This window comes from Sinomonas susongensis (assembly GCF_005877005.1).
In the GTDB taxonomy this organism is placed as follows: domain Bacteria; phylum Actinomycetota; class Actinomycetes; order Actinomycetales; family Micrococcaceae; genus Sinomonas; species Sinomonas susongensis.
In genome coordinates this window covers 393,076-408,459 of the sequence record NZ_SSNH01000002.1, presented here as the reverse complement: position 1 = coordinate 408,459, position 15,384 = coordinate 393,076, and the positions used below count along the sequence as shown (strand labels likewise).

The window sequence follows — 15,384 nt, the reverse complement described above, 5'->3', positions numbered from 1 at the left end:
GGTCGAAGTCCTCGGTCTAGCTGGGCGTGCTGGGGCCCAGAGGGCGGCCAGCACTCGGACTCTCATGTGGTGATCGCGGTGGGAATGCTGGATTCGCAGGCCCGCCTATGTGCTCGTTTTCGAGCAGATAATGCGACGCCATATACACCCTGAGGTACCTCAATCGAAACATCCGAAGAGCGCCCGGATCAGCACACAGGGTCGTGGTGGACGTCGTCGTGATCACGCTGTGCTGACGTCTGGTGCCTGCCGAACACGTTCCCCCTTCCCGAGAAACTTCTTCTGAATGGACGCATGCTACCGCCGGTAGGCGCTGCGCACCTGTCTCTCACAGAGGTGAGGGAGGCGGGCGTGAAGGGCGGCGTGACACTGTTCCGCGGTGACGGCGCGGCCGCGCGCCGGTATGTCGAGTCCGACCGCTTGCGCGCCGACGACTACTACCTCGGCAATGGTGCCGTGGCCGAGTTCGTCCAGCTCGACCGCGACGGCGACGTCACGGCCATCCGTGAGCTCGCCCCGGAGGCGTACGCGGGGTGGGTCGACTGGGTCCACCCGGTCACGGGGGAACACCTGGGTATCCCACGGCGGGCGGGCGAGGGCCGTCTGGGTTCGCCGCGGTTCGCGGAGATGGTGGTCAATGCCCCGAAGTCGCTTTCCATCGCCGCGGCCCTGCACCCCGGGGTGTCGGCCGCACTCGACGTCGCGCAGCGGGACGCCGCCGCGGAGATCCGCCGCTGGCTCGCCCGGCATTCGGTGACACGGGTCGGGGTACGCGGCGCGCAGGAGGTTGTCCCGGTCGAGGAACTGCATACCGTCGCGGTGGCGCACCGCACGAGCCGTGCCGGGGACCCGCACCGGCACATCCACCTCCAGTTCGGCGCGCGCGTGCGCGCGGGCGACGCATGGCGTGCGCTCGACACGGCGGCGCTGTTCGCGCAGCAGGGCGCCATCCGCGCGCTCGGCACCGCGGTGATCGCCGCTCATCCGGTGCTGGCAGGGGTGCTGGACCGGCACGGGCTGACGCTGGATCCGGTCACCGGGGAGGTCGCCGAGTTGCGGCCGTTCAGTGCGGTGATGAGCAAGCGGGCCGCGCAGGTGGAGCGGAACCTCGACCGCCTGAGCGCCGCGTGGGAGGCCGCCCACCCCGGCGTGACGCCCGGGCCGGTGGTCGCCGCGCGGTTGCAGGCGAAGGCGTGGGCGCACGAGCGGCCCGCGAAGAAACCGGCCAGCCTCGTCGAGGAGGCCGCGTGGGTCGCCGAACTCCGCCAGGCCGGATACGACCCCGCAACCCTGACGCGACCGGCCCGGCCCACGGTGGTTGCGCTCGAGGACCTCTCGATCGAGAAGATCGCAGCCCGCGCCCTCGACCGCTGCGCCGCCCGCGCCTCGGCATGGACCATGCACACGGTCACCGAGCACATCACGCACCTGGTGACCGAGCACGGCGTGCAAGCAGCCGGCGACGAGCTGCGGGAGTTCGTCGGGCTCGCGACCCGGCTCGCCCTGGAGGACTGCTTCTCGCTCCTGCCGCCCGGCGAGCGAGCGCGGGAGCACGTCGCGCACCTCACGAGCGTCCGCGTGGTCGGCGCCGAGACGAGGCTCCGCGACCTCCTCGCCGCCCGCGCCGACGCCGAGCCCGAGCGTCCCGACCTCGGCCACCTCGCCCAGGCCGACGGCCTCGATCCGGACCAGCGCGCCGCGGCCGCGGCTGTTGCCTCGGCGGATCCGCTCGTCGTCGTCGAGGGCGCGGCCGGTGCGGGGAAGACGACGATGCTCGCCGCCGCGATCGCCGCCTCCGAGCGTGACGGGCGCCGGGTGCGCGTGCTCGCCCCGACGAAGAAGGCCGCCCAGGTCGTGGCCGAGGAACTCGGCGTGCCCGCGGACTCGGTTGCCGCCCTCGTGCACGCGCACGGCTGGCGGTGGAACGACGACGGCGTCTGGACCCGCCTTGCCCGCGGCGCGATCGACCCCGAGACCGGACGCAGCTACGACGGCCCGTCCACCGCCGCGCGGATCGATCGTGGCGAGCGGATTGTCGTCGACGAGGCCGGGATGCTCGACCAGGACGGCGCCCTCGCCCTGTTCACCGTTGCCAGGGAGTCGGGAGCGAGCGTCGCGCTGGTCGGCGACCGCGCGCAGCTCCCGGCGGTGGGCCGCGGGGGAGTGCTCGACATGGCAGCCCAGCTCCGCGGCCGCATCTGGCAGATGACCAGCGTGCACCGCTTCGCCGATCCCGCCTACGCGGACCTCACGCTCGCGATCCGCGACGGCCACGACCCCGGCGCCGTGTTCGACCAGCTCGCCGTGCTCGGACTCGTCCGCATCCACGCGAGCAAGACCGACGCCCAGGCGCACATCGCCGGCACCGCCCGGGACGGCGAGGCGATCACTGTCGCGACCGTCGAGGAGGCCACCGCCCTCAACGAGCGCATCCGCGCCCGCCTAGTAGAGCAGGGCATCGTCGACGACGCTCGCACAGCCACCGGCAGCGACGGGCTGAGCATCGGCGCCGGCGACCTGGTCCAGACCCGACGCAACGACGCCCGGCTCGGGGTCGCCAACCGGCAGACCTGGACCGTCCAGCAGGTCGACGCCGACGGGTCGCTCTGGGCGCGCGAGGCGGGCACGGGCCGAAGGCACAGCACCAGCGTCCACCTCCCGGCCGGCTACGTGGCCGAGCATGCGCACCTCTCCTACGCGGCGACCGCCTACGGCGTCCAGGGCACGACCGTCGCGGCCTCGCACACGCTGCTCACCGACCAGACCAGCGCGGCGGCCGTCTACGTCGGCATGACCCGCGGCCGCCAGACGAACCTGCTGCACGTCGTCGCCGAGAACCCCGCCGATGCCCGTGAACAGTTTGTCTCCGCGATGGAACGCGAGCGCGCCGATCGCGGCCTCGCCGTCGCCGGCGAACGTGCGGCGGAGGCGGTCCGCGGGCTGGTCGATGTCGGCCGGGCCGGGCGGATACGAGACGAAATCCTCGCTCTCACCACCCGCGCCGAGGCCGCCGAGCGCAGGGCCACCCAGTGGGGCCACGTCGCCGACCTCCTCGCCTCCACGGGCACACGCCGCCCGACACCATCGCCCAGGGAGGAAAGACTGGCCGCGATGGCCCGCGTATTCGGCGTCGAACAAGTCCGCCGCGCAGCCGCCCGATACGAACACATCAACCCCGACCGCGAAGCCCGTCGTTGGACAAAGGCCGCACAAGACGCACGAACCGAGGCCGAGGCGCTGAGGTCACTCAACCCTCGCGACGCCGTCACCCGCATCCAGCGCACCCGCGCAACCGAGGCACAGAAGGTCGCAGCCCGCAAGGCCCAGCAGGCCGAAGCTGAGCACCCGACCATGCGAGCGCGCGCACCTGGCCGAGAAGCCAGCGGACAGGGCCTCTGAGCCTGCAGCGAATGGGGTGTGGCGAGGTCACTGCATGGGCGCGGCTGTAGGTGGGCCCTGGAGCGATTATTGCTGACTCTCAGAAGCACCCGGGGCAACGGGTCCGGAATCAGAGGCAAGTAACGAGCTGTGCTCCGGGCGACCCCATAGCTCTTTCGTGCGGAGGCAAGGGCAAAGACGATTGAGACACCGCTTCTCAGTTCCAGAGTCGGATCGTGAGGATTCTCATGCGAGCATGCCGGGCCCCCGTAGAGTTAGTGCCCATGGGCGGTTCCTACATCAGCGCGACGACCGGCGAGCTGCGCGGAATTCCCGCGGCCGAGCCAGTTCTGCGGCTCACTTTCGATCTCGAGGCAGGCGGCCTGTCTGACGGGGCGTCTGCGCTGTTTCTGATTACCGGTGGCATCCGCGCCGAATCGGGACGCCTCCTGAACCTCGGCACAGCTGCCCCAGTCTTGAAACAGCTCGGCTGTGAAGCCCGCGGCGGCGGCAACGTTTGCAAGACGAAGGTCGACGCGGAGTGGACACTGTCGGACACCGCGATCGAGCGGATCGAGAAGATCCGCGACGGAGGGGATCTGACGATCTGCCCGCAGGTCCAGTACGCCCTGATCAGCCCCGGATCCACCTTTCCCATCTGGGACGAGCCCCAGCGTCCCATCCGCTTCCCCTACCCAGGACAGCCGACTGAGGTCCGAATCGACGCGCACCAGTGGATGCAGAATGTCCTCGAACAGTGGCACCTCGCCGCAGCCATCTCGCTCGTGGTCGCGCTCCCGACCGAGGCGGCCACCGACGAGCACAGAACGGTCATCAGCCGACTCACGACAGCAAAGCAGCTCTTGACCGCAGGCACACCCGACAACCTGAAAGCGAGCATCGAGGCATCACGCGAGGCCTGCGAGCTGCTTCGCAAAATGCGTCCGGCCACGATCAACCCGAACCCGCCCCAACGCGAGCTCCCCGAGCGCGAAGCGTTCATTCTCGAGAAGATGACAGAGTTCACCCAAGCACTTTTCAACTACGACTCGGCTGCCAGCCACACCGACCCGCATCTGCGCGGCATCGCCTGGCGCCGGGAGAACGCGGTGCTCGCGCTTGGTACCGCGGCCAGCCTCGCTCAGCTCATCTTCGCCGGGACCTAGCCTGCTTTTGGGCTACCGCCGTACTGTCCAGTGGGAGAAAAGCGGGAAAGACAGATGGATGACGAGAACGAGCTTGATCCGGACTTGGTGATCGAAGTGGCTCGCCAGATTGACGCTGCGGCGAAACAGGCCGCCGACGCCAACGAACTAGTCGATCGCTTCCACCTGCCCGAAGATAATGGCCCACTCAGAAGCGTGGCAATGGCCTTTGGGTACAGCGAGGCCAAGCCCAAATCCGGCAAGAGCGAAGGCCACTTCGGCCCTTGTATCAGCCTGAACGATGGTTCCCAATATCCCCCGCCCCTTGACCAGCTGCCGCCCGAAGAAAGTGCCCTTTGGGAAGCCGTCGCAAATGCTGTTACGGAGCCAGTCGCCCGCGCTCGGCTCAACGACATCGCATTCGAGGCAAAGTGGGGTCACCCCGGCAAGCACGCACGCGCGGCAATCGAAAGCTATCTCAGTGTGCCTGCACGGCCCACGCACCACTTCGACGAGGCGGGCAAGCTCCGAGCCAACATTGCGGCCGTCAAGAGCCTTGCCCGTGCGCTCGACCTCGCACGGCTTATCAAGGCGACTGATCAAAGCGAAGCCGCACTCGCTGCCGCTGAGAAGGCGGCGGCAGGCGCAATGAATGGCACATCCCCAGGGCCGGGTGTAGTCCTGGGACTGATCGAAATCCTCGTCAACGACGCCGCCCCTGCCGACCGAGTCCTTCCCCTTCTGGAGAAGGCCCGCGCAGTCTACACGGGCAACACCTTCATCACCGTCGCAGCGATCGACCTGCAGTTGCGGGTGGCGGGTCTCTCACGCGAACAGCGCGAACAGCTTCGTCGAGACACCGTCCAAACCTGGATAGCAGAAGCCGAGAGAAACAGCGGCGCTGTGCGAATGGCACATCTCGAGACGGCAGTCAAGATCGCCCGCAAGTACAGCTTCAACGACCTGGTCGACGAGATCACCGGCGCCCTACAGGCCATCACTGTTGACGAGCTCGGGCTTGTCCGAAGCTCTCTCCCGATCGAGATCCCGAGGGAAGCTGTAGAAGGCTATCTGGACCACATCACAGGCGCTTCGAGCTGGCACGATGCCCTACGTCTCCTCATTTCCGCTCCGCCTTCCGGCAATGTTGATTCCAATCGATCAGCCGTAGCAGAAGGAATGAGCCTCGCCCCGCTTCGTGCGCTGTTTCCTAAGGTCCGGCTGGGAGGCGACGGCCTGCCGAGATACACCGCATCCAGCGAGGACGAAAAGATTGAATGGCAGCTCGCAGAAATCGAGATTCGTCTTGCCCACGTTCAAGCCCCATTAATTGCAGAGGCTCTACGTCGCATCTGGCGGAAGTGGGGTCCGATCCCGGAGAACGATCTGGCGTCGTTCCTCTCGAAGAATTCGCATGTGCAGCAGGCTCTCGGGAGGGCCCTCGCACGGGACTTCCTGCGCCACTTCGGAGGTGACGCTGAGGGCGCAGCCTATTCAACGGCCCCCCGCGTCGAAGCTCTCGCACGCGCCATCACCCTGGCGATCCCCCTGCCCGTCTACCGCACCCAGAGAGAGAAGACGCCCGGACAGTACCCAGGGCTAGGTGCCCTAATGCCGGGCCTAATCGAAGCTGGACTGGACGAGTCATGGGGCCGTTACATCACCACGCTGCTCGCAAGCCCCATTGGGGAGAACCTCAGAAACGAACTACTGCACGGATTCGTGTCGGAAGTTGGCGAATTAGCCACAGCGCTGATCCTCGTCGCGGCCCTCTACCTCGCCATAGGCGTTCAACTTCGAGAAGACCCACCCAACGACATCGACAGCCAAGCTGCCGAGCCCCCCGCGCATTAGACAATTCCGGTACCTAAGACACGACTTCATACCATGGGGTTGAGCGCTAGGTATCTGCGTTCCGTGATCGGCTAAGTAGCAGCGGTCGGATACCGATTCCCACAAATACGCGTACGGTGACCACGTCAAGCTGGCCGGAGGTGCCGGTGGTTGGTGGACGGGAAGCTCCTAGAGGCCTAGCCAATGGACCGTCGACACCGTCAGGCTACCAGACCACCAGATACCCACCGATACACCCGTGACCGACTAGGAATGACGAAGTAGAAACCACACGGGGAAGCCGCCCGACTCCCTGTATGGCCAGGGGAAACGCGAGGTTTTCCCCGGTCTTCCGGAGGCGCCAAAAATCCTCCAAGGGGAACCCTGGCGGCCGAACCGAACGCCGCCTTCCAGTGGCGTCTGCAGGACCTGATCGTGCACACCACTGATCCGTCCTCAGTCGCGGGAAATCCTCCGCGGTAGGGTTCCGTGACATGGGATACCTGCCGCCAACAACGATCGCAGAGACACTCCGGCGCATCCAGAAGGGTGACCTGATCTTGCCCGCGATCCAGCGTGGGTACGTCTGGAGGCCCGGACAGGTGATCGGACTGCTCGACTCGATGATGCGCGGGTACCCGATCGGTGGCTTCCTCTCGTGGAAGGTCGAGCCGGAAACCGTCAAGAAGTTTCGGTTCTACGGATTCCTCAGGGAGTACAACGAGTTCAGCAACCGCCATAACCCGACGTTGGACATCGCTCCTGGCCAGTCCGTCACCGCAATCCTCGACGGCCAGCAGCGGCTCACGGGACTGCTGAAGGTTTAGTTGACTCTTCGGTCATGCCGAGCGCTCCGGAGCCTGATCGAGGCGTACAAGGTGCCGTCAACGACGCAGGAGTTGGTCGAAGCCGACTTGGAGGAGCTCGAGGCCGAGATCGCTGACGCCACGAGCGGCAGGGTGAAGACGCGATGGCTGAAGATTTGGGAAATGGTCGCCAATGCCAGCATCGACATCCTCACGGAGATCGCGGCGGCGGTGATCCTGAAGGCGATACTTGGGATGTAACGCTCCTCTTGCAGTCTTTTCTCTGGCTCCTTGTCGAACGTCGCCCTTCACTCGTTGCCGGGACAAGGTGCGTCGTCGGGCGAGCCCGGTCTAACCGAGTCAGACCGTGCGGATCACAGTAAGATCGGCACAGACAGGGACCGGACGGCCGCTGTCTGTCCCGAGGAGTGCTGTTGTGAGTGAACCGTGGCTCTCTGCCGAAGCGATTGCAGGCTACCTCGGGGTGACGAAGGAGACCGTCTACATCTGGATCGCCGAACGCTCCATGCCGGCCCACAAGGTCGGCAGGCTCTGGAAGTTTCAGACGAGCGAGGTTGACGCCTGGGTCCGCAGCGGAGGGGTCGCGATCTCGGACGCAGGCGATGGCAGCGGAAGACCCTGAGCAGTGTTGGTGGGCCGGGGCGACTGCCCTCGGCCCGGGATGCATGTATCTGAACGTAGAAAGAGTGAGCCGTGGCGCTGAAGAAATCTGATCTGTACTCCTCACTCTGGAGCAGTGCCGACGAGCTGCGCGGGTCAATGGACGCGAGCCAGTACAAGGACTACGTCCTCACCCTGCTGTTCGTGAAGTACGTCTCCGACAAGGCGAAGGCCGACAAGTCAGCGCTCATCTACGTCCCCGACGACGGCTCCTTCGACTACCTGGTCTCGCTCAAGGGCAAGACCGACGTCGGAGAGAAGGTCAACATCGCGATCCGGCGTCTCGCCGAAGAGAACGACCTACTGGGCGTCATCAACACCGCCGACTTCGACGACCCCGCCAAGCTGGGCTCCGGCAAAGAACTGCAGGACAGGGTCTCGAACCTGATCGGCATCTTCCAGGACATGGACTTCACCGGCTCCAAAGCCGAGGGCGACGACCTGCTGGGCGATGCCTACGAGTACCTCATGCGGCACTTCGCCACCCAGTCCGGAAAGAGCAAGGGCCAGTTCTACACCCCGGCTGAGGTCTCCCGCGTGATGGCGCAGCTGCTCCAGATCCCTGCCGACGCCCCCAAGTCCACCACCGTGTACGATCCGACGTGCGGCTCCGGATCGCTGCTGATCAAGGTCGCCGACGCCGCACCGAACGGGCTGACGATCTACGGCCAGGAGAACGACAACGCCACCTGGGCGCTCGCGCGGATGAACATGATTCTCCACGGCAACGAGACCCACGACCTGCGCCAGGGAAACACTCTGGCCAACCCGAAATTCACCTACAACGGCAACCTCCAGACATTCGACTATCTCGTGGCTAACCCGCCGTTCTCGGTCAAGACTTGGCTTAATGGCTTCGACTTTTCCTTCGGCCGATTCGATGGATTCGACACCCCGCCCGACAAGAACGGTGACTACGCGTTCCTCCTGCACATGGTCAAGTCGCTGCGGCCGCGAGGCAAGGGTGTTGTCGTACTCCCGCACGGTGTGCTGTTCCGCGGGAACTCAGAGGCGAGGATCCGCACTGAGCTGATCAAGCGCGGCTACATCAAGGCGATAATCGGTCTGCCGCCGAACCTCTTCTACGGCACCGGCATCCCTGCCTGCCTGATCGTGCTCGACAAGGAGGAGGCCCAGGCGCGCGCCGGTATCTTCATGATCGACGCGAGCAAGGGCTTCGCCAAGGACGGCCCTAAGAACCGGCTGCGGCCGCGCGACATGCACAAGATCGTCGACGCCTTCGCCACCCGAAAAGAGATCGCGCGCTACTCCCGCATGGTGCCGATCAGCGAGATCGCGGATCCGAAGAACGACTACAACCTCAACATCCCGCGCTACATCGACTCTTCCGAGCCCGAGGACATCCAGGACCTCCGTGCACACATGCACGGTGGCATCCCCAACCGCGACCTCGACGCACTTCAGCCCTACTGGGATGCGTTCCCGAACCTCCTCAGTGAACTCTTCACACCGCTGCGTGAGGGCTACTCGGAGCTGAAGGTCGAGCCCAGTGAAATCCGGTCGACAGTCATTGGTTCCGGCGAGTACGAGGCTTTCGATCTCGACACCGCGAACACGGTGAGGCAGTGGTGGGCGAGCAAGCGCGGTCTGCTCGAAAAGATCGACCTGGACACCAAACCCGCTGACCTCATCCGCTACGTGTCCGAGGCACTCCTGGATGCGTTCCGGCCACGACCGCTGATCGACGAGTACGGCGTCTACGAACAGCTCATGAGCTACTGGAACGACGTCATGCACGACGATGTGTCGCTGATCGCCAGCGAAGGCTGGACCCGGGCCGTGCACCCGCGCACCGCACGCATGTGGAAGGACAAGAACAACAAGCCCAAGTACGAAGACGCCCACATCCTCTTCGGTACCGGTGCGAAGGCGAAACGCTGGGTGATGGACCTCCTCCCACCCGAGCACGTGATCGCCCGCTACTTCACATCCGAGCAGGCCGAATTGGACCATCTCACCGAGGCCGCCGACGCAGCCACCCTCGCGGTTGCAGAATATATCGAAGAAAACGCCGTTGAAGGCGGGCTGCTGTTCGACGCCGCTGACGACGAAGGCAAGCTGCCCAAAAAAGCTGCGGGCGACTACCTCAAGGAAATCAAACGCTCCGGCGGTGACCCCGATGAGATCGCAGCGCTCACCAAGGTCATCGCGCTGTACTCCGCCGAGGCCGAGACCAAGTCAGCGGTTAAGACGGCGGCCACCGCGCTCAACGAGAAGGTCGTTGCGAAGTACAACTCGCTGACTGAGAGCGAGGTGCAGCAGCTTGTGGTTAATGACAAGTGGGGAGCTGCGCTCGAGCGGCGCATCATCGGTGAAGTGACTGCCCTTGGACTCAGCCTGATTTCACGACTCCGGGCGCTTTCTACTCGTTACGAGTCAACGGTCGCCCAGCGTGAGGCTGAGATTGACCGTTTGGGCGCGAAAGTGCTAGGACATCTGATTGAGATGGGGATAGTCCTGTGAATATCGGTGGTTCCATCCCCGATGGCTGGAAAGTAGTCCGTGCCTCCGATCTCTGTCGCCTCCAACGTGGGTTCGACATCACCGAGGCAACGCGCGTTGCTGGCTCGGTACCGGTTTACTCATCGTCCGGCATCTCGTACTTCCATGCCAGGGCTGCGGTCCAGCCTCCGGCGGTCGTTACCGGGAGGAAGGGGCTGCTCGGGCGAGTTTTCTATGTCGATGAGCCGTTTTGGCCGCACGACACCACCTTGTGGGCCGACGACTTCAATGGCAATGATCCGAGATTTGTGGCTGCCGTGCTTGCTGCCTTCCACCTGGAACGCCTTGACGCTGCGACGTCTGTCCCCACCCTTAATCGCAACAATCTGACGGCATACGAAGTAATGATCCCGTCGCGCCGCGTGGAGCAAGCAAACATCGCCGCGGTGATATTGGAAGCGGACACTCAAATAGAAGCGTTGGAGAAACTCATCGCGAAGAAGCGTGATGTCAAGCTGGGTATGGTGCAGGAACTCCTCACCGGCAGCACACGCCTTCCTGGGTTTACCGGCGAGTGGCGTGATATCACTCTCGGCGATCACGTCACATACCTTCGCACGGTTGCGCTGTCTCGCGATCAGCTCGATCAAGAATCACCTCTGAGATACCTCCACTATGGCGACATCCACACACGAAGTTCAGTTCGTCTTGACGCTGCTTCCGAGAGCATGCCGCGGGCAGCGTCACATCTAGCATCTCGTGCCGGTCGTTTGGCCGTTGGGGACTTAGTATTCGCTGATGCATCTGAAGATCCGGATGGGGTCGGCAAGTCGGTAGAAGTCACAGACGTGCCGCCGGAGGGAGCGGTTCCGGGGCTCCACACGATTGCCGCACGGTTCGATAAGTCAGTGCTTGCAGACGGTTTCAAGGGGTATATCCAATTCATCCCCGCGTTTCGTGCAGCCTTGCTCCGGTTGGCGGCGGGTACGAAAGTCCTTGCCACGACTCGCAGCTATATCTCAGGTATCGCGCTGACTTTGCCTGGAGCGGACGAGCAGCGTGCTATTGCCGAGGTCTTGCAGGACGTTGACGCAGAGATCGTCGCTTGGGATCGTCGTCTGGAGTGGGCGCGTGCGGTGAAGGTCGGGATGATGCAGGAATTGCTGACGGGGCGGACCCGCCTGCCCTCGAAGGAGGAGACATGAGCGCAGTCGGTCAGAAGGAGCGCGAGACACAACGCCGGGTCGTCGGGCTCCTCCGGAACAAGCTCGGGTACGTCTATGGCGGGAACCTGAAAGACCAGGACAACCGCAACGTCGACGAAGGTAGACTCCGCGCTTACCTGGTCCGCCGTGGATACGACGACGCGCTGGTCTCGCGTGCCATGCAGCAAGTGCTCACAGCCGCGGCGCTCGGAGGCGGGTCCTCCCTGTACGACCAGAACCGTAGGGTCTACGAACTCCTTCGCTACGGCGCGAAGGTCAAGACCGACGTCGGCGAGACCACCCAGTCAGTCCACCTGATCGACTGGGCCAACCCGGGGAAGAACGACTTCGTGGTGGCCGAAGAGGTCACGGTCAAGGGCGAGCACACGAAGCGGCCCGACCTCGTCCTCTATGTGAACGGGATCGCGCTCGGTGTGGTCGAGCTGAAGCGCTCGACGGTGAGTGTCGCCAGCGGCATTCGTCAGAACATCGGCAACCAGCGTCATGACTTCGTCCGTCCGTTCTTCACGACCGTCCAGCTGCTGTTCGCGGGCAACGACGTCGAGGGGCTGCATTATGGGGTGATCGAGACCCCGGAGAAGTACTGGCTGCGGTGGAAGGAGGAGGGCGAGAACGCTGACCTCGACCTCGCGATCACCCAGATGTGCTCCAAGGAGCGTTTCCTGGAGATCATCCACGACTTCATCGTCTTCGACGCGGGTGTGAAGAAGTCCCCGCGGCACAACCAGTACTTCGGTGTCAAGGCCGCTCGGGCACGCGTCGCGAGGCGCGAGGGCGGCATCATCTGGCATACCCAGGGGTCGGGCAAGAGCCTGACGATGGTATGGCTGGCCAAGTGGATCCTGGAGACCCGGCATGATGCCCGCGTCCTCGTGATCACCGACCGCACCGAGCTGGACGAGCAGATCGAGGGCGGCTTCTCCGGGGTCGGGGAGAAGATCGGCCGCACCCAGTCAGGCGCGGACATGCTCGCGATGCTCAACAAGTCCAACCCGCCGCTCATGTGCTCGTTGGTGCACAAGTTCCGCGGCACCGACGAAGAGGCCCGCGACAAGGACGCCGAGGACTTCGCGAAGGAACTCAAGACGAAGATCCCGGACGGGTTCAGTGCCAAGGGGAACATCTTCGTGTTCGTCGACGAGGCCCACCGCACCCAGAGCGGCAAGATGCACCGAATCATGAAGGACCTGCTGCCGGGGGCGATGTTCATCGGCTTCACCGGCACGCCGCTGCTGAAGAGCGACAAGAAGACCAGCATCGAGACGTTCGGGTCGTTCATCCACACCTACAAGTTTGATGAGGCCGTCCGCGACGGCGTCGTGCTCGACCTGAAGTACGAGGCCCGGAAGGTCGAGCAGGAGCTCCAGGGCTCCGCGGCGGTCGACAAGTGGTTCGATGCCAAGACCCGGAATCTCACCGACCTGTCGAAGGCCCGGCTGAAGCAGAAGTGGGGAACGACGCAGAAGGTCTTCTCCTCTGCACCCCGCTCGGCGCAGATCGTCCAGGACATCCTCATTGACATGGAGACCCAGCCACGGCTGATCAGCGGCCGGGGCAACGCCATGCTGGTGAGCGACTCGGTCTACCAGGCCTGCACCTTCTACGAGGCCTTCGTGAAGAGTGGCTTCAGGCGCAAGGTCGCGATCGTGACCAGCTACAAGCCGAACCCTACCGCGATCTCCAAGGAAGACGCGGGCGAGGGGGACACGGAGGAGCTCCGCAAGTACGAGATCTACCGGCAGATGCTCGCCGACCACTTCGGCGTGCACCCCGATGAGGCCATCGGCCGGGTCGAAGAGTTCGAGGCCGATGTCAAGAAGAGGTTCGTCAAGGAACCCGGCCAGATGAGGCTGCTCATCGTGGTCGACAAGCTCCTGACCGGCTTCGACGCGCCGAGTGCGACGTACCTGTACATCGACAAGAGAATGCGCGACCACGGCCTTTTCCAGGCGATATGCCGCGTCAACCGTCTCGACGGCGACGACAAGGCATACGGCTACATCGTCGACTACCGAGACCTGTTCAAGTCGCTCGACAAGACCGTCACCGACTACACCTCCGAAGCCTTCGGCGAGTACGAGGCCGATGATGTCGACGGACTGATCAGCAACCGCAGTGAGCAGGACCGCAAGGATCTCGAGGAGGCGCTCGACGCCGTCCGTGCGCTGTGCGAGCCGGTTGCCCCGCCAAAGGGCACGCTGGAATACCAGCACTATTTCGTTGCGTCCACCCCGGGGGATGCCGACCAGATCAAGGACAACGAACCCAAACGCGTCCTGCTCTACAAGTCCGTTGCTAGCCTCGTACGCGCCTTTGGAGCCGTCGCCAGTGATATTGAAGCCGCCGGCTACACGACGGCTGAGATCGCGTCGATCAAGGGCGAGGTTGCCCACTACACCGCCGTCAAGAGCGAGGTCGAGGCCGGAGCCGGCGAGAACATCGACATGAAGCAGTACGAGGCTGGGATGCGCCAACTGCTCGACACCTACATCCACGCCAAACCCGTCGAACAGGTCGCCGACCTGGAGAAGACTCTGGTCGAGCTGATCGTCGAGCGCGGGCCGGACGCCGTCGACACGCTGCCACCCCGAATCAGGGGCAGCAGCGCGGCCACTGCGGAGACGATCATCAACAACGTCCGCAAGACCATCGTTGACGAGCATGCGATGAACCCACGCTACTACGACCACATGTCCGAACTCCTCGACGCACTCATCGAGAAGCAGAAGGAAGACGCCGAGGACTACGCGGACTACCTCCGCAAACTCATCGAGCTGGCCGGAAAAGTTGGCACCCGAGAGGCTGCAGACGGCAAGACCTACCCGGAATGGGCGAGCACACCTGCGCGTCGGGCGATCGTGGACTTCCAATGGAGTCCAGCAGACCTGGTCGTCGACCCCGAAGCACTGCACCACAGGATCCAATCGAGCAAGGAACACGGATGGGCCGACGCCGGTGCCGGCAGGATGAAGGAGCGCGCGCTCGCTCGTGAGCTGCGCAAGGAACTGGCTGGCGTCGAAGAGGACTCGTTGGCAGAGTTCATCGAACTGCTGAAGAACAACGATGAGTACCGCTAGCGGCTACCTCACCGTCGCGGGCCTCGGCGTCGACGTCGTCTACAAGGACATCAAGAACATGCACATATCGGTTTACCCTCCAATGGGCCGGGTACGGGTCGCTGCACCGCAGCGCACGACTGAGGACGCGATCCGGCTCGCGGTCGTGCAGCGGCTTTCGTGGATCAAGCGTCGGCGAGAGCAGCTCCAGAACGCGGACAGGCAGACAGAACGCAAGATGGTCTCGGGGGAGACCCATTATGTGTGGGGGGAGCGGTATCTCCTCGACGTCTCCCAGTCGAGGGGTGCGTACAGTGTCCGGACCAAAGGCCATACGCTCTGGGTGATCACTCCACCTGACACCGATGCCGCCGGACGGTTCGGGGCACTGGATCGGTGGTACCGGCGTGAGCTGAAGGCCGCCGTGCCCGCGCTGCTCGAGAAGTGGCAGTCAATCCTCGGAGTCGAGGCGGACAGGTTCGTCGTGCGCCGGATGAAGACCAAGTGGGGCACCTGCGTCACCACGTCACGGACGATCTGGCTCAACCCGGAGCTGGCGAAGAAGGCTCCGCGGTGTCTGGAGTACATCGTCGTCCACGAGTTGATGCACCTGCTGGAGCGTGGGCACGGCGAGAAGTTCGTGGCCTTGATGGACCGGTTCCTGCCCGACTGGCGATCACGCCGAGACGAGCTGAACGAAGCCCCGCTCGGGCACGAGGACTGGGGCGAAGGCGAGCGGGCGTGATTAAGCGGGAAGTTACAACCATACATGCCGGGTCTGCTGAGCTTCGCCGCA

General features: G+C 64.3%; 10 protein-coding genes. All 10 read left to right on the top strand.

Annotated elements, in window-relative coordinates:
- Positions 1 to 351 precede the first annotated feature (351 nt).
- Entirely contained in the window at positions 352 to 3,399 is a 3,048-nt protein-coding gene (mobF, locus tag E6A21_RS04985) for a MobF family relaxase (RefSeq protein ID WP_212745870.1), read from the top strand.
- 263 nt (positions 3,400 to 3,662) lie between these two features.
- Positions 3,663 to 4,544 carry a hypothetical protein gene (locus E6A21_RS04980; RefSeq protein WP_138443017.1) on the top strand — a complete coding sequence of 294 codons (882 nt, stop codon included), beginning with the start codon at positions 3,663 to 3,665 and terminating at the stop codon, positions 4,542 to 4,544.
- Between the two features lie 54 nt (positions 4,545 to 4,598).
- Positions 4,599 to 6,377, top strand: a complete 1,779-nt coding sequence (locus E6A21_RS04975) for a DUF4209 domain-containing protein (protein ID WP_138443016.1) — start codon at positions 4,599 to 4,601, stop codon at positions 6,375 to 6,377.
- A 473-nt stretch (positions 6,378 to 6,850) separates the two neighbouring features.
- Positions 6,851 to 7,183: a GmrSD restriction endonuclease domain-containing protein gene (locus E6A21_RS04970; protein WP_138443015.1), complete on the top strand. Its 333-nt coding sequence runs from the start codon at positions 6,851 to 6,853 to the stop codon at positions 7,181 to 7,183.
- Between the two features lie 51 nt (positions 7,184 to 7,234).
- A complete protein-coding gene (locus tag E6A21_RS04965; protein ID WP_138443014.1) occupies positions 7,235 to 7,423 on the top strand; it encodes a hypothetical protein in 189 nt (62 codons plus the stop codon).
- Between the two features lie 175 nt (positions 7,424 to 7,598).
- Entirely contained in the window at positions 7,599 to 7,805 is a 207-nt protein-coding gene (locus E6A21_RS04960; RefSeq protein WP_138443013.1) for a helix-turn-helix domain-containing protein, read from the top strand.
- 71 nt (positions 7,806 to 7,876) lie between these two features.
- Positions 7,877 to 10,327 carry a type I restriction-modification system subunit M gene (locus E6A21_RS04955; RefSeq protein ID WP_138443012.1) on the top strand — a complete coding sequence of 817 codons (2,451 nt, stop codon included), beginning with the start codon at positions 7,877 to 7,879 and terminating at the stop codon, positions 10,325 to 10,327.
- Positions 10,324 to 11,511, top strand: a complete 1,188-nt coding sequence (locus E6A21_RS04950; protein ID WP_138443011.1) for a restriction endonuclease subunit S — start codon at positions 10,324 to 10,326, stop codon at positions 11,509 to 11,511. The genes E6A21_RS04955 and E6A21_RS04950 overlap by 4 nt, the downstream gene beginning before the upstream one ends.
- A complete protein-coding gene (locus E6A21_RS04945; protein ID WP_138443010.1) occupies positions 11,508 to 14,609 on the top strand; it encodes a type I restriction endonuclease subunit R in 3,102 nt (1,033 codons plus the stop codon). The genes E6A21_RS04950 and E6A21_RS04945 overlap by 4 nt, the downstream gene beginning before the upstream one ends.
- On the top strand, positions 14,596 to 15,333 hold the full coding sequence (locus E6A21_RS04940; protein WP_138443009.1) for a M48 family metallopeptidase: 738 nt from the start codon (positions 14,596 to 14,598) through the stop codon (positions 15,331 to 15,333). Before E6A21_RS04945 ends, E6A21_RS04940 begins: the two co-directional genes overlap by 14 nt.
- Positions 15,334 to 15,384: the final 51 nt, after the last annotated feature.